This window comes from Bacillus cereus group sp. MG1 (genome assembly GCF_040460035.1).
In the GTDB taxonomy this organism is placed as follows: Bacteria; Bacillota; Bacilli; order Bacillales; family Bacillaceae_G; genus Bacillus_A; species Bacillus_A cereus.
On sequence record NZ_JARVGY010000001.1, the window covers coordinates 124911 to 144121 of the forward strand.

Genomic DNA, 19211 nt, shown 5'->3' on the forward strand with positions numbered 1-19211 from the left:
CCCTTCAAAAATTATTTGCTCTTATTGGTTCGTGTTTATGTTTAGCCCATAAATATTTCTGCAGTGAAACTCCAATTACTCCAATAATAACAAGCCCAATCCCTCCATAAACATAGAGTTGAGTTACTCCAAATAAATGCACTAATGGGCCACTCATAGCAGGGGAAATAATTAAAACTGCGTTTGTTAAACTGCTTTGTATACCAAATACTCTTCCTACTTGATCTTGATCGGATTCTATTTGTAATATGACTTGATTAGATACAAGCATCAGCCCACTTCCAATACCAGCGATAAAACTAATTAAATAGGCTAAAACGAAGACCGTACCGGGCGTTATCAAACCAATCCCCCCAAAACCAATTCCCATTAAAACCATACCTCCACATACTACCCAGCCATATTGAAATTGTTTTAATTTCTGAGTTAGTAATGCACCAAGTATTCCGCCAAGACCAATAATAGAAATGATATATCCCATTTTACTTTTATCATGTGGGAATAAACTCTTAAATAAAGTTGGGAATTGTGAGTCTACTAATTGTAATACTGCCATGGCTATTGTAACGAAAATCATGGTTGATAATATTATCCGATTAGATAACACATAACCCCACCCTTGTACCCAAGCGGTCCAAGTACTTTGTTTTTGCTTTTCAACAAATTCTTTCGATATAGTTTCTTTAAATTTTATTGTGGGTATGAGAACTAAGGTAGCTAATAAACAACTTATAGCTCTTATAATGAGGCAGAACTCTGGTTGAAACCAACTCAGCAACATGCCCCCTATAAGTGGGCCTACTATCTTTGTACCCTGCTCTACTATTCCGTTGATACTTACTGCTTTAGTAAGCAAGTCCGGGGATACAATCTGTCTTGTTAGTGTTTGCTGTGCAGGATAATAGAAAACAATAAAAATGGAACGAATCATTAATGCCACTAAGAGCCAGTGGATATCTTGTACAAATAAAAGAGCAATTGTTATTAGACCAACCATTAGATTACAGAACATCATAATTGGAATTTTTCTAAAACGATCTGCAATAACACCTGCCCATGAGCCAAAAATAATTCCAGGAAGTGCATATGCAACAGGAATCAATCCAATCATAGTAGGATCTACTTCCCATTCAAACCCAACTATAGTCATAATCGCTAACATATCAATAAAAACACCAAGCATAAGCAATGAATAGGCAGAGAAAACTTGTAAATAAACCCTATTTCCTAATAGGCCTTTTGAATCAATAGTTTTCATAAAAGCAAGCTCCTTAGGTTACTAATATAAACGCTTTTGCGTATAAGGTACCTCTTTATTAAACTTAATTAATCATTATTGACATCTCACCTAGAATTTAACTTCGTCAAAACTCAAACCACTCTTGTTTTTCATATATTTAAAATAGTCAGACAAACGAAAGCGTACCTATTTCTTCATTTTTATATCAACTGTTACAAAATATATCTTTACCTTACACTAATAACAGCTAAACGTTTCCTTAATATAACCCTTTACAGTCGTTTGCACATTCAATTCACATCCTTTTTAAAGTTGGCTTTTTTCTATCTCAAATACTATCACACAAATATTTCACCTACTATATTCATAAAGTTGAAATATTTGAATCAGAAAATTCGGATAAAAAACTAAATCCACAAATCATACCAAACAATTATTTAGTTATATTGTCATTTTATAGATAGCTTTAGCCATAAGGATATCAAGAATTAAGTTTTTTAATTTTATTAACATAATAGTTTATAGAGACTATAAATCCTACTAAACAAAAAAATAAATATACAATAAAGTATATTTATTTTTTCTTATCCTACATATTTTCTATGCAAATTAATTCCAATAACTAAAGTTGATAATAAAAATATAATATTACCAATCACTAATGTACTCATAACAAGAATTGAATAATATAGTATTAATACTTCTGCACCTACTACCTATTTTATTTATTGGATATTTATACTTCAAAAAAAATTACACATCATTCACAATTAGGATACATACCCAAAATATCATTTGAACATGTTATTATATTTTAAGATAATATAAAATCAGTTTTTCTATAAGAGAACTTAATTTTTATGTAGTACGAAATTGTTAGTAATACAGCATATACTAATTTAGTTATAAAAACATTTAAAGACCACCTATTTCCATAAGTGATCTTTCTTTGTGATTCTGTATTTGTGCACTACTGTAGAAATATATCGTAGAAACGCTTTGTTTGCTAAATGTTTAGTTCTTTCCATTTACTAAAAAACATAGCTTCATACACTTAATATCATATTCGTTACATTGCAAACTATTATTTTGTCTTCTGTACAGGCAAACTACTAAAAATCAATTCAGCAACTTTTACATATCCTTTTGAGTTTGGATGAATTAAATCCTTAGACCAAAGCGTATTGTCATTAACTAAATGATGATTCCAAAAATCAACATGATGAAGCTTATACTCTCTGCTCAGTGAATGTATAACTTCATTTGCCTCTAATAATTGTTCTTTTATTTCTTGTTTTTTTTCAGAAGCAAAAGGAAGCCTAACTGTAAAATCAGGAAGGTTTGCTATAATAATATCAGCCCCTGCTTTACTTAATGTATCTATCATAAATTCCATATCGTTCTTATATGCATCATGATTCCAACGTCCTTTTAAAACATCGTTTGCCCCTGCAATGAGACTAACCAAATCTGGATTAAAAGTTAACGCCTTTTCCAATTGCTGCAAGCGAATTTCTTCAGTTACTAACCCACGCTTTGCAAAATTGGCATATTCTATATCTTTTTCACACAGTTGAACAAAATGATCTACCCAGCTTTTTAATGCAATTCCCTCAACTTCATCCCCTATCCCCTCTGTAAAACTATCACCAATTGCTACAAATCGCTTCCACATATGTATTCCCCCTTTATTTTTAAACATATCTATACTATACAATAGCTCACACCGTAATTGTTATTTCTAAGTGGTTTTCGATTTCAATTATATTCCACTTTACTATATTTACATTTAGAATCCAAAATTGACCGATTCCCAAGTATACTAAGGAATCGGTCATATTCGTATATTTACTAAAGAAATAAAATCCCTCTAGGACTTATACTTTTTTCAAAAAATTTGTTGTTCTTTGTTTTGCCCAGTTGATACATTTCTTTTCGATTACATGATACGAAACTATAGAAAAAAGTAGTGTCATTGCAATGCACAAAGTAAGAAGAAAAAATTACACCCTGACATTCCAAGCTATCCACATAAGAATCTATAGTGCTTTGAAACCTTTTGTTTCAAACTAATATTTAGTTGTATCCTATAAAATTAGCTTTTTACTATATCAATCGTACGATCCCACATACCACTAAAAAAAGATCCTGTTTTACGTATAAAACGTGTAAGCCAATTTGCTTGTTCCACATCAGATTTTGTTACAAGGTCTATTTGTAATGAATTACCTGATAAGAACCCAGGATCTGTATTATCTTTAGACGAGATAATCATTTTACTAATTGTTACACCTTTTTTAATAGGCGCTTCTTGTTCCGTATTCGATACTTTAAATTCTTTTTTATAAATGTCTTTATTGCCCTTCGGCATTGGAAGTGAAACAGCTTGCTTCGTTTGAACTACTACATCTTTGTCTTTTGCATTTGCCACTCGAACTGTTTCATGTCCTTTTATTACTGAATCTTTTCCGTAGACATTCTTCACTTCAAAATTCGCAAATCCATAATCGTATAATTTCTTTGTTTCATCAAAACGTGCCGTATGAGATTTTGCTTTTATCACTACAGAAATTAGGCGCATACCATTTCTTTCTACTGTACCAGTGAAACAATCTCCCGCTTCTGGAGTCGTTCCTGTTTTCAAACCATCTACACCTTCATATTGCTTAATTAAACCTTTTAACATCCAGTTAAAGTTCGCCATATCAATTGGATATTTACCACCCTCTTGGAATGTTTTTTTAGGAATTTTTGCTGTATTTAATATTTGGGGGAAATCTTGAATAAGACGTTGTGCTAAAATTGCACAATCCCTTGCAGACATTTTATTTTTCTCGTCTAGAGTTGTCCCTTCTAGATGATATCCTTTTAAATCTTGATTTGTTAAGCCGGTAGAGTTTACAAATTTATAGTCTTTCATACCAAACTCTTTCGACTTATCGTTCATCATTTTTACAAAATTGACTTCTTTACCAGCAATCTGTTCAACTAAAGCAATTGTTGCACCATTTGCAGAGTAAATTGCCATTGCCTCATATAACTCTTTTACCGTATAAGAGCCACCATTTTCTAATGGAACATTTGATAGTGAACGATCTTGCGAAATCTTATGTGCATATTCAGAGATTTTAACTTTTTGATCCCATTTAAGTTTTCCTTTATCCACCGCTTCATGAACTAAGTATTCGCTCATCATTTTTGTCATACTAGCAATTGCCAATGATTCATCTGCATTTTTTTCATATAAAATTTTTCCGGAATTTGCTTCTATTAAAATTGCTGATCCTGCTTCAACGTCTATAGCAGGAACTGTTTCCGCTGCTGCTTTTCCAATTGTAACGACCATGCTACAAAATAGTGTAAGCACTGTTACTATTGCAATAACTCTCTTGCAAAACATACCTTTCACTTCTGTTACCTCCAATTTCTTTGTACTCAAAAAAAGCGTTATTCTAACATAATCCCGCAAAAAATAGACAGTGTTCTCAAATTATATATACATATAAAACGTTAGAATCGCTTTCATATAGACCACCTCATCCGACACTTTTAGGTGCGCTAATACTTTGTATTCCCACACATATCCTTATTTTTAATCCCCTTATATTTTTCAAAATGATTCACACTTTCATATTTTTTAGGATTACAGTTAATAGACAATCTAAATAATACATTTGTTCCACATTTACAAAAAATAAAAAACTACACCCTATACTGGATGTAGTTTTTCTAACTGATTTATTTATTTTTCACTTCATTTTTATAAAAAGCAAATAATGGTTCGATGGATGGACTAGATAACAGCGGAATTGCCTTCTCAATCAATTTCCTATCCCAATCAAACCAACGCATTTCCATTAACATGTTTATTTCTGTATCAGTGAATCGTTTCTTTATTTCCTTAGCAGGATTTCCACCAACTATTGTATACGGCGGAACATCTTTACTTACGACTGATCCTGCAGCAACAATTGCACCTTCACCAATAGTAACGCCAGGCATTATTATAGCATTCATTCCAATCCAAGCATCACTTTTAATGACTGTATCTCCCTTAGGTTCATATGATTGTTTAATTTGCTCAGCGAATGGATATACTGTAATCCATTCTGAGTGATGATTATGATTACCACCCATTAAAATGACTACCCCGCTTGCAATGCAAACATAATTCCCAATAATGAGTTTGTCAAGGTGCCATCCCATCTGTTCAATTGGATTGAACAGTGCTTGGGACTTAGCATCTCCCCACAAATACCTTACACAGCCATCTTCAAAATTTTGATGACTATAATAGCCTGAATAATAGGAGTACTCTCCTACTTCAATGAGTGGATTTGTTACTATATCTTTTATATACTTTGTTTCTGACCAATGATTAAATAATGGATGCTTCATAACTTTATTCCTCGCTTCTAAGTATTATATATATTGCTATTTACTTAGAAGCTTACTACGACTGCTACATTTTTTAGCTTTCTCAAACGACGAATCATTATCTTCAAGCCTTTCTTTTATACTATAAAAAAGCATAACGCAATACATTACAATAGTCAAACTGTGTAATTTTGAACACATCTTAAACAGCGTAATACTGCAATAAAAACATGAAAACACTCTAACTTCGATACAAATAATATATTGATTACATTTAGTTTATATTTTGTAAAAAAATTTTAATTGCCATAACAAAGCAAACAATAACCACTATTGGTCGTATTAATGACGTCCCTTTTGTAAGCACCATCTTCGCTCCAATATATGATCCTATAATTTGACCAAGCATCATAATCAACCCAATTGTCCAATCGATTTGGCCAAAAATAATAAAATATAACAAAGCAGCGAAATTACTTGTAAAGTTCAAAATCTTAGCATTTGCAGTCGCCCGTGTAGCACTATATCCACATAAGAGAATGAACGCTAAAGCAATCAAGCTACCTGTTCCTGGGCCGAAGAAACCATCATAAAATCCCAGTAACGGAGCCACTGTTAACGCAAACAACAACATACTTATTTTCCTCGGTCGATCTTCGTTTGCTATATTTGGAGATAATAGAAAATAAATGCCAATAAAAACAAGTAAAAAAGGTAATATCATAATTAGATATTCTGCCCGTATCTGTAAAACAAGCCATCCACCGAAAACTGATCCAAAAAAGGTCATTAAGATGGACAAACGCATTTCTTTAAGATTAATTTCTTTCTTCTTAATAAAAAACACTGTTGCCATGAGAGTTCCGCTACTCCCTTGCAGTTTATTAGTTGCTATCGCTACAGAAGGAGACATACCTACTAATAACATTATCGGGATAGTTATCATACCACCGCCTCCAGCAATCGTATCTATCCATCCTGCTAATACAGCTACTAAAAATAGTAGTATGAGTAATTCAATAGTAAAATCCATACAAAGAATATGGGAAGGCTTGAGCTATTATACCCCAAACCTCCCCATCTTCCCTCCTCTCTTTAAACTAGTTAATTAAATCTTTAAAGTAACTTTCTTTCTGATCACGTAATCGGCTGGAAACGTATTGCCTGCAAACAATTCTTCTTCCGTATTTATTATTTCCAATCGGGATTTTATATTCTTCCTCAGATAACCTTTCTCTACCATGAGTTACATTTGTTTGTTTACCATAGTATGAATTTGGGATAATTAATAAATCTTCAGATGTAAGTGGAACCTTATAAGTAGGCGTTGTTCGTAAGAGTTCTAAAAACATGTCAAATTTCAATTTTTCTTCTTCACTTTCTCCTACATAAATCAATCTATTCTCTGCTCCATTTAAACAAGTTGCAATAATATCACCATTATCATCTAAAAATATAATTTGGTTTATTTCCCCTACAAATCCCGATATTTCACCATCAGCCATTCCTGCGATATGAGCAATAGGCATTTTACTTATCGCCAATATGTCATCTTTACTGAAGAAATTTTCTTCAAGATGCTTTTGAAGTAATTTTGGCGTTCCAATATGAGTTTGAGTTTTTAAATTTAACACTCCTTTTAATAAAAGAGCATCAACTCTAGTAAATTTTCCACAAGTAATTTCAGACACTATTCGTTCCACGGATTTATTAAGTCTATTTGATACAATTTCTAAATTCGTATTGAATGTTTTCAATCTTGCTTCAATATCTGATTGGTCTTTCATATCTGTATACACTGTGGCATCGTTATGTTGATAAAAGTTCCCGCCACCGGTGCTTGCACCGACATTTCGCAAAACTTCATCGTTATTTAAAGGCGAAATAAGATGAAATCTATTTTTCCCAGCATGTTCGGATGGGTGAATTAAAGCATCATAATTAAAAAGTGTGGCAAAAAGCCATGTGACCCATTCTGCATAAAAATATTTTTTCATTCTATCGTGTTCGTCTTCACCATAATTAAAACCTCTGCGATTTTCCCCAGGTAATAGTGTTTCTATAGGATCACATGGAGTATTTTTAATAAGGATAGGCGGTACGTTCCCGCCACAATTCGCTATTTTTATCATATGTAGTAGGTTTTTCATATCTGAATTCGGATTTTTCTTTGAATAGTCAATCAAACAATTAAGCCACTCTTTTGAAAAATATGCTGCTATTTCTTGATCACAAGTATAAGGATTATGAGTTTTTAATTCATTTTCTATCAGATTCTTCATTTTATCCTTCAATAGATTCGGAATAGTAATTTCTTCAATTTCTGTAATCTGCAGTATTCCTTTATTCATTATAAAACCTCCGTTGTTTTATTTTTTACACCCTATCTTCATTAAACAAACTATCCACTTCTTTTTTACTCCTTTACTTTTCGTCAGAGCTATTAGAATTACCGATTTACAAATAAAAAACATGGAGTATAAGAGATTTGTTCTTAGCTACATTTCCCCCACGAACCTCTATTGAATTGACAAATTTAATTTGAAAATCTGATTCATTTTCATACTTTACTTTCAAACTATGTTTATATGATTTTCAATTCAAGTAAGAGTATTTCATTTTCTAAAGTTTTCCTAATTTTAAAATCAGAATTTTCAATACAACTATGTTAACATTAAAAATATAACACGAAACCAAAAAATGTAAATGAATAGTTTTTTCTAAAAAATAGTCAGACTATTCACAAGGTAATTCGTATTCCATTGAACCAACTACGGCCCCTCAATTTTATTGATAACAATAAAAAAGCCCCCTAAATGAATAGAGGACTTTTTCCAAGTATATTCTATTTTAAAGTTCTTACTTATCTTTTACTTTAAAAGATATTGCTGTAACTTCTTTATTAACAGTTCCATCCCGTTTGGACTTACAATAATCTTCCCATTCGCTAACGAAATATTGCTGTCTGAAATATCTCCTGTAAGTGCACAAGCTCTTGGAGATTGATATTTTCGTAAAATAATCTGATCCTCTTCTATAAACATTTCAAGAGAATCTTTTTCTACAATTCCTAAACTCCGTCTTATTTCCATTGGAATAACAATACGCCCCATACTATCTGCTTTACGAGTAATTCCTCTTGATTTCATAAAATGCCACCCTTTATATTTATCTAATATTACGGTATTCATTTTAGCAATAAACAACAATTAGGAATAGTTCGTATTACAGTACTTTTTTTAGAAATAAATAACAATTAGGAATAGTTTATGTTAAAATTCTTTCTTGTTTATTCTTGATTTTTAATATATTTTTCCTTGATCATTTTTATATATTGTTTTCTTTCAGTTAGTTCAAATATAAACAATGCTTTTTTTATGTCTGTTAAACCAACTTCATTAGAGTGCTGAACTTTCAATAAAATTGCACCTTTTTCAAAAAACAATTCACCTAATAAGTATAAAGTATTCATATTTATGGCTAATTTTATACCTATTTCACTATACTTTATTGCTTCTTCATATTGATTTGCAAGGTGTAAACATTTTGTTAACGTATGAATGAGTCTTAATTTGATTTCTTTTTCTCTAGGAAATTCTATCTTATTAAAATTAATTAAACTTTGTTTTAATATATTTATACTTTTCTCATACTCTTCATTTTCTGCATGTATTATAGCAATTGAATTCATTATGCTTATTTCTTTTTCTGATAAAAAGTTAGTACTACTTAAGGTTTGTTTTAGTGCTCTATTTAAAATGTCAAAAGCATTACTTGTTGCTCCATTTACATAATATATAGCAATCGCTTCATGCCATAATAAAAATTGTTTATCCTCTTTCGATTGGAAATTATTATCATTTTTCTCTTTTTTTACTATTTTATAAAGCTCATTATATTGTTTTTGTTTTACACAATCTCTCATTACACATTTTACATTTTCAATATATTTTATTTTTTTATTTTTGGTTAGTGCGAATATATAATTTGGATCAATACCAAGTCTTTCAGATAATTGATACAACAATATGCTAGATGGATAAATAATACCTTTTTCTATCTTACTAATTTGACTTTGTGAACATATTCCATGACATAATTCAGATTGTGACATGTTTTTTTTCTTTCTAAGTTCTTTAATAATAATACCAAGATTGCAGAATTCCATCTTTCCTCCCTCAAATGTAACACTTTATGAGTATAAGAATATTTTCCAACTTTTAATGTAATGTAAAATTGATATAGTTACAATTACTAATTATATGGATTTATAGTTTCTTTTACAAACTTGTATCACAATACGAGAAATTATTAAAATATGGTTCACTAATAATCAATGTGCGTTTTATTCACCCCCACTGATTATTAGTCCACCCCAGGTAGGCTTTTACAGGGAGTCCGACTTCTTTGCCACATCTAAATTTTGAGGTCGGAGTCTTACTACCCGCAAATAGCCGGATTAAAATAAATATGATTTTTCACCTTTATTTCTTTTAATAGTTTCTTTTGATTTTTATATAAATAATTTCGAAGGAGCGTATTTTATGAAAAGAATGTTGACCGAAAGAGAGTTAGAAGTGGCTATTTATGTAGCAAAAGGATACACAGATGCAGAAATTTCAAAAAAAAATATATGTTACCCCTCGAAGAATTTCAACGATAATTAATCATATTAAAGAAAAATGGCATATTAATTCTAGAGTGGAATTAGGTATTTTAGTTTATCATTATGGTTTTATAGATGCACCCTTATTTTCAAATAAAAAAATTCAGCTATGTAAAAAGGTTGTACAATAGATAGCTGAATATAACGAGTTTAAATTGCAAATAAAAATAGAAGAGCAGACAAACTTTTATTATTTGGTTTACTCCATCACTTTTTAAATTTCAGACATTAATATAAAAAGGTTAGAGAATTAACTTCTCTAACCTTTTTATATACACTATTAGGTTTCAAACAGTAAAGATGCCCTAATGCTACCATTGATCCTGTTCCCTATTCAACCCTGTATAAACAAAAAAATCAGATATTACCACTATTCAAAACCAGTTACAATTCTCTCTTTCATTTTCTGTATTACTTCACTGCTCAATACTTTTTGACCAGCAGGAAGTTTTAATATGGCAGCGGCACCTTTACTAAGGTATATTTCTTGATCATTATTTTGATTTACTACCAATATTCCTTGCCCTTCAAATTCGAAATAACTAATATCTTTTGTTTCATTTGTATTATTTTTTATTGCTTTATATAATCCATATAAATCTTTACTTCTATTTTCTCCGCCCGTTCGAATCGGTTCAGTATCATTCGCAACAATTAGTCCTTCTGGCTGCTCACCCTTCATAATAAACCACAGCTTTTCATTTGTTGGTAATAGTAAATTCTTAAATTCAGAGCTATTTAAAATTTGCTGTGCTGGAATTGTTTCATAGATTGGTAACGAAAATGGAGATGTTGTTATTTTTTCAAAACTTAAATTTTCAGAAGAACTTCCCTTACTATATTGATAATCTTTTAATGCGATCGATTGTACTGATTCACTTTTATTTTTTGATGCATAACTAATTTTACTAGCGAAAATAATAACGGTCATTAAGCACATGCACAGTATCACAAGCTTAAGTAGTTTTCCCATTTATGAACCCCCGCTTTTAATATTATTAGTTTGCATGGATATTATAAACAGTTTCACTCCACCAAAAATTATTATTGTTATGGAACGTACTGAAATTATGATTATAATGATCACCATACCAAGGGTCCATGTATGTTATATAATCTGTTCCATTTGTCCCTTTATAAAATCCATCAAGTACTAGAAAGTGTCCGATGTTAGCTCCATTTTGCCACATAATGAGTGCAATCATCGGCTGATTACTATTAATTTGACTTTTGAACCAATCATAAGATTTTGCTCCAGAACTTATAGCTGAGCTAACACCATATCCCGATAATCCATATTGTATTTCACGTGAAGTTGCAGGATTATTATATGATCCACCCTTAACATACCTAACGTACTGATCTTGTGAAGGAGTTTTCCCAAAATAATTTAAAACTGAAACCGAAGTGCCTGCCCAACACCAATTTGATCTTTCTTGTAATATGTTAGGTACAGATAATTTACGGTCTGTTGGTGTACTTGGGGGATTTCCATTAATATACGCTGACGTTACATATACTTTTTTTCCATCTTTAAAATAATAAAACCAACGATTATCTAAATTTCCTGTCCAGTAATCTTTAACCGCTTCACCATACTCCCATCCTTTAAAAGATACTTTTGTATTTCCGGGAATCACATCTACAATATTTGCATTTAAACTTTTTGCCTCTCTAACATTTACATTCAATGGAGCTGTTGTTCCTGAAAATTCAACTTCTTCTGCTATTATTTTCTGAACACCAATAAAACTAAATGTGAAAAACAATAAAAACATACAAACAATAAAATGATTTCTTCCCTTCATTTCTCCACCCCTTCATCAGTACTAAAAAACATCAACAATTCATCCTTATTAATTGTTCAAGCTTAATATTACATACTAACGAAAAATGACTTCTCATAAAGTGAAACTTTAATCAGTAGTGGTTTTATTCATCCCCCACTGATTATTAGTTGAACCAATCGGGCTGCCCGGCAAATAGTGGGATAAATTCCAATACAAAAAAGGAGCCTATAAATTTTTATAGGCTCCTTTTTATTTCGTCGTTATTACTTAGCTAATTCTTTCGTACCCTTCATTACATCAATGAAGAATCCCCAGTTATTCACTACAGAAGAGATACTGATATGTTCATCTGGAGTGTGGACGTTGAAAATGTCTGGTCCGAATGAAATTGCATCTAATTCAGGCATCTTTTGAACGAATGCGCTACACTCAATCCCCGCATGTACAGCGAAGATTTCAATTTCTTTATTGTATTTTTCTTGATGTACTTTTTCAAATAAATTACGAATTTGTGAGTTTGGATTGTATGGCCATTCTGGATACTCTGACTCTATTTCAAATGTAGCACCAACTAATTCAGCAATATATTTGATTTCTTCTGCAACATGTTGTTTTAAACTACTTACAGAACTTCGCACTTCGTTACGTAATTTAATTTCATCTTGCAACGTTTCAATAACGCCTAAATTTGTTGAACTTTCTACAAGACCTTTAATATCCATGCTCATACTTTGAATGCCATTTGGAATTAAGAATAACGATGAAATAAGCTGCTTTTGTGTCTCTTTAGCAAATACTTTTTCAACTTTTTCATCCAATTTTGTCAGTGTAACATGAACATCTGGATCAACAGCACGCATTTCTTCTTGTAATACACGTGTCCATGATTCTAGTTTTTCTTCTACTTGTCCTACATCTTCTGTACGAATTAAAATTGTAGCTACACTTTCACGCGGAATTGCATTCGTTTTTAATCCGCCGTGAACTTCACTTATGTAAAACTCCGTATGTACTGATAAATCACGTAATACTCGTCCTAATACTTTGTTCGCATTACCGCGTTGTTTATCAATTTCCATACCAGAATGGCCGCCTTTTAGACCACCAACATATATACGGTATGCATCCATATTCGCTGGCGTTTCATCCCAAATTACTTGAATTGTTTCAACAGCTTTCGCACCACCTGCACTACTTACAAGTAATTTATGATCTTCTTCAGAATCAATATTTATAAATATCTTTCCTTCAAAATGATTTGGATCAATAGCAAAAGCTCCGCCCATTGTCGTTTCTTCTTCAGTAGTGATAACGACTTCAAGTGCTGGATGCGGAATTTCTTTTGAATCTAATAAAGCTAATGCATACGCAACTGCAATACCATTATCAGCACCTAAAGTTGTTTGATTTGCATATAACATGTCCCCAATGATTCGTAATTCAATTGGATCTTTTTCAAAATCATGTACTGTTGCTTGATTTTTTTCGCAAACCATATCCATATGACCTTGAATAATAATAGCTGGTACATTTTCATAACCAGCTGTTGCTTCTTTTTTAATAATGACATTTAATGCTTCATCTTGAATGACTTCTAAGTTACGCTCTTTTGCAAAGCCCACTAAATAATCACTAATTTCCTTTTCATTACCTGATCCTCTAGGAATCTTTGAAATTTCTGCAAAATGAAAAAATACAGGGTGCTTTGTTAATTGTTCTAAAGTAGAATACATTTTTCAAGCTCCTCTCAAAATGAAAAAATAATATGTAAGTCTCATATCATTATACCATGATTCATTATTTTATCTTTCTTTTAACTTTTATTGTTCATTTTATGTACAACACTCTTACAACATTGTAAGCGCGTTGTAATCTACATCAATTTTTCTCATTTAATAATAGTCGTATACTTTCTAAAGAAACACATTAAAGGAGATAAAGAAAATGAAAAAGTTTTTAGCAATTATTACACTATGTTTATTATTTTTTAGTTTTACTATTGGCTGTGAGAGAGCGTCACTAAATAGAATTGGTAAAGATGTATATTACATGCAGATAAAAGGCGAAGGAACTATCGAAAAAGTAGATCATAGAAACTTACGAAACTATACGCTGTCCGCATATGATGAAGATGGCGTCAAAAAACAAATTACATTTAGAAGTACAAAAAAAGAAAACAATCATAAATTAAATGAAGACGCGTTTTTACGCCTTTATGTAGATCAAGATGATAATAGCAACAATGAAATATCATCAATTGAAGTAAAGTCCTATGAAGAGATTCAGAAAACAGATTTACCTAAAAAAGTAAAAGATAAGTTTACTATTAAATAAAAAACAAAAGAAAATGCTCTATGCATTTTCTTTTGTTCTTTTCACCTGTATATATTTTGAACTACTATTATTCATCAGTTTCTCTAACCGATTTATATTCTCCGTTAATGCACCTTTCACAAGAGAGAAATCTGTATTGGATTCTTCTTTTTTTTCTTTAAAAAACGAAGACTTTTGTACATTGACTTCAGCCATCTCTTCTCCCCCTTTTCAAAAAGATACAACCTTTTATTTATATTATATAGCAAATGTAGAAAGAGTGTACACTTATGATTTTCTTTTTAATTCTTCTTCTAATTCTTCTACTTGCTGCAACGTATCCCCTTTTATTAAAGAGAAATCTGTTGTATCTTCGTTATCTTCTTTAAAAAAATCATTGTCATAATCTTTTACCACTACAATCACCTCTACATGCTAGTGTAGGAATGATTGTCCAATTTTATTCAACTTTGTCGGATTTTGTTTTTAATTTATGTATAGAAGAAAAGGACAGAAAAAGATTCTGTCCTTATTTACTAAAATAACTATGATGTATTGTTAAATTATATACATTTTCAAAATCCCGATCTTGCAGGTTATTTTTCTTTCCATCAATAACAATGAAAACGTCACTTACTATTTTTGCTGGTATAATCCCGACATTTTCTACTTGCACCGCTTTCTGCTCATTCAATTGCTCGATATGTTCTAACGGGACGATAATACTAAATTGTGAGCGAATACCACGAAAGTTTGTATTTAATTCCTTCGCAGCTTCAAAAACAACAATTTTCGCGCCAATCTTTTCCCCATATGAATCTAAAAATGCATTTAAGCTCTTTGTATATTCCTCTTCCGTATGCCATTCCATCGTACCGAATACTGCTGGATTAACATTTTGAATAATTGTCGTGTATATTTCTCCTCTTGCTTTAGATGCAATTAATGATCGTTTTATGGATTGAACTGTCTTGCCAATATCGCTAAATTTCGCACCCCATATTTCTGAAATATTAGGCGTTAAAATGAACGCAATATCAACAAAAATAACCATTGCAGTAAACATTAAAAGATTTTTCCAGAGGGTTAAATCGATTCCTTTTATCATGAAATACACGGTGACAGATATGATAAACAAACCATACCAAGTCTTTCTAATACGTTGCTTCTTCTCCTCGTACAACTCTTCATTTTTCCAATAAAAGAAAACAAGGACTACAAAGACAATCGCTAAAACAAATAAGCCAATTCGAATGTTAGAGATCATTAATCACATCACCCTCCATTCAAAAACTACTCACGATATCATTACATGCGCAAGCTGCTCTCTTTATGACAAAAGACGTGGACAAGCTTCTAAAATTAGCTACATCGCATATATATTAGAAGGTACCACGTCTTTTATCCTGCTATTTGTGGGCAGTAAGACCCCACTGATTAAAATTTCACTTTACCATGAGTCTATATTGTATATGTAGACAAGCATTCATTTCAAATTTTCGTATTAAAAAGAAATATGTTTCGGAATTTCCCCTTCAGGTACTTCTCCATCCATACTTAAATAATAATGACGAATCGGACGTAAGTTTTCGTCTAATTCATAAACAAGCGGAATGCTAGTTGGAATATTTAATGAAACTACACCATCACTTGAAAGGTTGTCTAAATATTTTACTAGCGAGCGAATTGTGTTACCGTGTGATGAAATAATTACTTTATTACCACTTTTTAATGTCGGCGCAATTTCTGAATGCCAATAAGCAAGTACTCTCTTCTCCGTATCCTCTAAACATTCAGTTAATGGAAATTCACCTTTTTTGAGTGTTTTATATCTTGGATCGGTCGCTTCATATCGAGGATCGTCTTCAGTAAGAGCCGGTGGTCTTACATCAACACTTCTTCTCCAAATATGAACTTGCTCCTCACCATACTTTTGAGCAGTTTCATCTTTATTCAGCCCTTGCAATGCACCATAATGTCTTTCATTTAGCTTCCAAGATTTATGTATTGGAACCCAAGTAAGATCCATCTCATGAAGTACAATCCATAACGTCCGAATTGCGCGTTTTAATACAGATGTATAAGCCACATCAAAAGTATATCCGTTTTTCTTTAATATTGCTCCTGCTTCTCTCGCTTCACTTAATCCATTCTCTGATAGATCAACATCTGTCCATCCAGTAAAGCGATTTTCAAGATTCCATAAGCTTTGTCCGTGACGAATAAGTACAAGTTTTATCATTATAATTCCCCTTTCGGAAATGTGAATTTTATTGTTCCATTGCGTACACGTATAAAGTATCTAGTAATGTATCTTTTTATCCATTCACTCTATGACCAATCGATAGTTGCCAAATGTATGGATAAAATTTGTTCTTTTTCAAACGATAAAAACAGAAGTTTTTTCATTATTTTTGATCGACTGGTATTTCACGTTTCGATATCCAAGCATCAAAACCTGATCGGCTATTTGCCATTTCATTCATAACTTGGTGCCAATTGTCCTCACATGATTCACCAAATTTTGAAAAAATAGCACCCATTTGTTGTCTTTGTACATCACTCAGTTTTTTCTCTAAATCTGTACCTTTTTCTGTTAAAGACAACTGTTTCACACGTCGATCATGCATAGCTTCATTACTCTCAATTAAGCCCTTTTCCACAAGTTGACGTAGCGGTCCGTGGAGCGCTTGCTTACTTATTTCTAATAGTGATAATAACTCATTTACACTTATCCCTGGAAAACGTGCGATAAAAAATAAAATTCGATGATGTACTCGTTGAATGCCATATTCTTTTATAATTTCATCTGGCTTTTCAGTAAATGTTTTATATGCAAAATAAAATAATGCTAATGCCTCATTCATCTGTTCTTCTTTATGTTGTGTCATCTACTTTCCCCCTGTATGTAAATTATACCACAATCTAGTAATGAATATTTTAATCAACGCATTAGAACTTGTTCAGTCTATTGAAACATTCATTGCATAATTAGGAGATGATTCATTTGAAAAAACAATATACTGTAAGTACATATTTATTGGATAGACTACACGAATTAGGAATTGAACATATATTTGGGGTTCCTGGTGATTATAATCTTGCCTTTTTAGATGATGTGGTAGCACATAAAAATTTAAAGTGGATTGGCAATTGTAATGAATTAAATGCTGCATATGCAGCAGATGGGTACGCTCGCATAAAAGGAATCGCCGCTCTTATTACTACTTTCGGTGTTGGAGAATTAAGCGCTATTAACGGTATTGCTGGCTCATATGCGGAAAACGTGCCAGTTATAAAAATTACAGGTACGCCACCAACAAAAGTAATGGAAAATGGAGCAATCGTCCATCATACGTTAGGAGATGGAAAGTTCGATCACTTTTCCAATATGTATCGAGAAATCACTATAGCACAAACAAATGTAACACCTGAGCATGCTGCTGAGGAAATTGACCGTGTTTTACGTGCATGTTGGAATGAAAAACGCCCTGTTCATATTAATTTGCCGATTGATGTGTATAATAAACCAATTAATAAACCTACAGAACCAATTTTATATAAACCGATTTTAAGTAATAAAGAAACGCTGGATAAAATGCTTCTACATGCCACTTCAATAATAAATAACGCCAAAAAACCTGTAATTTTAGCTGATTTTGAAGTAGATCGATTTCATGCTAAAGAAAGTTTACATCAATTCGTAGAAAAAACTGGGTTTCCCATCGCGACGTTCAGTATGGGAAAAGGAATATTCCCAGAAAAACACCCTCAATTTATAGGTGTTTATACTGGTGATGTAAGTTCTCCGTACTTGCGAAAAAGAATTGATGAATCTGATTGTATTATTAGTATTGGCGTGAAGTTAACTGATACTATTACAGGCGGCTTCACACAAGGTTTTACAAAAGAACAAGTTATAGAAATCCATCCCTACACTGTGAAAATTATAGATAAAAAATACGGTCCAGTTGTAATGCAGGATGTTTTACAACATTTAAGTGATTCAATTGAGCATCGTAATAAAGATACCCTTGACGTTAAGCCATTTATTTTAGAAACATCACCTTTTACTGAAGAGTTCAATCCAAAAGCACAAATGGTCACACAAAAACGTTTTTGGCAGCAAATGTACCATTTCTTACAAGAAAACGACGTCTTAATTGTAGAGCAAGGAACACCTTTCTTTGGTAGTGCTGCTATCCCTCTACCTAATAACACTGCATATGTAGGACAACCATTATGGGGATCTATCGGATATACACTGCCCGCTCTACTTGGTACACAGCTCGCCAATTTATCACGGCGCAACATTTTAATTATTGGTGATGGTTCTTTCCAAGTAACTGCCCAAGAGTTATCAACTATACTACGTCAAAATTTAAAACCGATTATATTTTTAATCAATAACAACGGATACACTGTTGAACGTGCCATTCACGGACAAAACCAACTTTATAATGACATACAGATGTGGGATTACAATAAACTATCAATGATATTTGGATCAGAAGAAAAAAGTCTAACATTTAAAGTAGAAAATGAAGCAGAATTAGCAGAAACCTTAGTAAATATAATTTTTAATAAGAATCAACTTATCTTTATTGAAGTTATAATGAGCCAAAGCGATCAACCTGAATTGTTAGCTAAACTCGGGAAAAGATTCGGTCAGCAAAATTCTTAATATAAAAGCATAACCTAATTATACAACTAGTAGTGTAAAACTTGTTTTGAGAATAGTTTCGACACTCAAAATACATAAGGAAAAGGATGGAAAGTACCATCCTTTTCTATTTTAAGAGCCTTCTTCGACTAACGCCCCGTG

18 protein-coding genes and 2 pseudogenes are annotated in these 19211 nt (G+C 31.9%); 3 read left to right on the forward strand and 17 right to left on the reverse strand.

What is annotated here, in order from left to right; genetic code table 11:
• Positions 1-4: 4 nt before the first annotated feature.
• The 9 genes and pseudogenes from QCI79_RS00560 to QCI79_RS00600 all read right to left on the reverse strand — a co-directional run bounded on the left by QCI79_RS00560 (position 5) and on the right by QCI79_RS00600 (position 9785).
• Positions 5-1258, reverse strand: a complete 1254-nt coding sequence (locus QCI79_RS00560) for an MFS transporter (RefSeq protein WP_000848289.1) — start codon at positions 1256-1258, stop codon at positions 5-7.
• A 1066-nt stretch (positions 1259-2324) separates the two neighbouring features.
• Positions 2325-2915, reverse strand: a complete 591-nt coding sequence (locus QCI79_RS00565; protein ID WP_000265873.1) for an SGNH/GDSL hydrolase family protein — start codon at positions 2913-2915, stop codon at positions 2325-2327.
• A gap of 202 nt (positions 2916-3117) precedes the next feature.
• Positions 3118-3243: pseudogene (locus tag QCI79_RS00570) on the reverse strand (acyltransferase family protein); the annotation flags it as partial.
• Positions 3244-3335: 92 nt separating this feature from the next.
• The gene (locus tag QCI79_RS00575; protein WP_000677704.1) at positions 3336-4649 is read right to left on the reverse strand and encodes a D-alanyl-D-alanine carboxypeptidase family protein; all 1314 of its coding nucleotides are present in this window, start codon (positions 4647-4649) and stop codon (positions 3336-3338) included.
• A 329-nt stretch (positions 4650-4978) separates the two neighbouring features.
• A complete protein-coding gene (locus tag QCI79_RS00580) occupies positions 4979-5638 on the reverse strand; it encodes a CatB-related O-acetyltransferase (RefSeq protein WP_000682538.1) in 660 nt (219 codons plus the stop codon).
• Positions 5639-5891: 253 nt separating this feature from the next.
• Positions 5892-6650, reverse strand: coding sequence for a TSUP family transporter (locus tag QCI79_RS00585; protein ID WP_000347987.1), 759 nt, complete (start codon positions 6648-6650; stop codon positions 5892-5894).
• 67 nt (positions 6651-6717) lie between these two features.
• Complete coding sequence (locus QCI79_RS00590) at positions 6718-7968, reverse strand: hypothetical protein (protein WP_001032363.1); 1251 nt, start codon at positions 7966-7968, stop codon at positions 6718-6720.
• Between the two features lie 519 nt (positions 7969-8487).
• Positions 8488-8766 carry an AbrB/MazE/SpoVT family DNA-binding domain-containing protein gene (locus QCI79_RS00595; RefSeq protein ID WP_000842216.1) on the reverse strand — a complete coding sequence of 93 codons (279 nt, stop codon included), beginning with the start codon at positions 8764-8766 and terminating at the stop codon, positions 8488-8490.
• A 140-nt stretch (positions 8767-8906) separates the two neighbouring features.
• Positions 8907-9785: a helix-turn-helix domain-containing protein gene (locus tag QCI79_RS00600; RefSeq protein WP_000393603.1), complete on the reverse strand. Its 879-nt coding sequence runs from the start codon at positions 9783-9785 to the stop codon at positions 8907-8909.
• 376 nt (positions 9786-10161) lie between these two features.
• Here QCI79_RS00600 and QCI79_RS00605 point away from each other — a divergent pair.
• A pseudogene (locus QCI79_RS00605) lies at positions 10162-10414 on the forward strand (response regulator transcription factor).
• Positions 10415-10653: 239 nt separating this feature from the next.
• On the opposite strand, the gene QCI79_RS00610 reads toward QCI79_RS00605, so the two are convergent.
• The 3 genes from QCI79_RS00610 to pepD all read right to left on the reverse strand — a co-directional run bounded on the left by QCI79_RS00610 (position 10654) and on the right by pepD (position 13806).
• Positions 10654-11256: a hypothetical protein gene (locus QCI79_RS00610; protein ID WP_000517260.1), complete on the reverse strand. Its 603-nt coding sequence runs from the start codon at positions 11254-11256 to the stop codon at positions 10654-10656.
• A 25-nt stretch (positions 11257-11281) separates the two neighbouring features.
• The gene (locus tag QCI79_RS00615; protein ID WP_000678509.1) at positions 11282-12091 is read right to left on the reverse strand and encodes a papain-like cysteine protease family protein; all 810 of its coding nucleotides are present in this window, start codon (positions 12089-12091) and stop codon (positions 11282-11284) included.
• A 245-nt stretch (positions 12092-12336) separates the two neighbouring features.
• Positions 12337-13806 (reverse strand): beta-Ala-His dipeptidase, encoded by a 1470-nt coding sequence (gene pepD / locus QCI79_RS00620; RefSeq protein ID WP_000287515.1) that lies wholly within the window; start codon positions 13804-13806, stop codon positions 12337-12339.
• Positions 13807-14017: 211 nt separating this feature from the next.
• Here pepD and QCI79_RS00625 point away from each other — a divergent pair, with 211 nt between their 5' ends.
• Positions 14018-14407, forward strand: coding sequence for a YxeA family protein (locus QCI79_RS00625; protein ID WP_000713866.1), 390 nt, complete (start codon positions 14018-14020; stop codon positions 14405-14407).
• Positions 14408-14425: 18 nt separating this feature from the next.
• On the opposite strand, the gene spoIISB is transcribed toward QCI79_RS00625, so the two are convergent.
• The 5 genes from spoIISB to QCI79_RS00650 all read right to left on the reverse strand — a co-directional run bounded on the left by spoIISB (position 14426) and on the right by QCI79_RS00650 (position 17277).
• Positions 14426-14602 carry a stage II sporulation protein SB gene (gene spoIISB, locus QCI79_RS00630; protein ID WP_000852629.1) on the reverse strand — a complete coding sequence of 59 codons (177 nt, stop codon included), beginning with the start codon at positions 14600-14602 and terminating at the stop codon, positions 14426-14428.
• A 72-nt stretch (positions 14603-14674) separates the two neighbouring features.
• Complete coding sequence (locus QCI79_RS00635) at positions 14675-14803, reverse strand: hypothetical protein (protein ID WP_000237818.1); 129 nt, start codon at positions 14801-14803, stop codon at positions 14675-14677.
• 112 nt (positions 14804-14915) lie between these two features.
• Positions 14916-15653: a type II toxin-antitoxin system SpoIISA family toxin gene (locus QCI79_RS00640; RefSeq protein ID WP_000624977.1), complete on the reverse strand. Its 738-nt coding sequence runs from the start codon at positions 15651-15653 to the stop codon at positions 14916-14918.
• 237 nt (positions 15654-15890) lie between these two features.
• Positions 15891-16628, reverse strand: a complete 738-nt coding sequence (gene gpmA, locus QCI79_RS00645) for a 2,3-diphosphoglycerate-dependent phosphoglycerate mutase (protein WP_000594152.1) — start codon at positions 16626-16628, stop codon at positions 15891-15893.
• 166 nt (positions 16629-16794) lie between these two features.
• Positions 16795-17277 (reverse strand): MarR family winged helix-turn-helix transcriptional regulator, encoded by a 483-nt coding sequence (locus QCI79_RS00650; protein ID WP_000191888.1) that lies wholly within the window; start codon positions 17275-17277, stop codon positions 16795-16797.
• Positions 17278-17384: 107 nt separating this feature from the next.
• On the opposite strand from QCI79_RS00650, the gene QCI79_RS00655 reads away from it, so the two are divergent.
• Positions 17385-19070, forward strand: coding sequence for an alpha-keto acid decarboxylase family protein (locus tag QCI79_RS00655; RefSeq protein WP_003284281.1), 1686 nt, complete (start codon positions 17385-17387; stop codon positions 19068-19070).
• Positions 19071-19211: the final 141 nt, after the last annotated feature.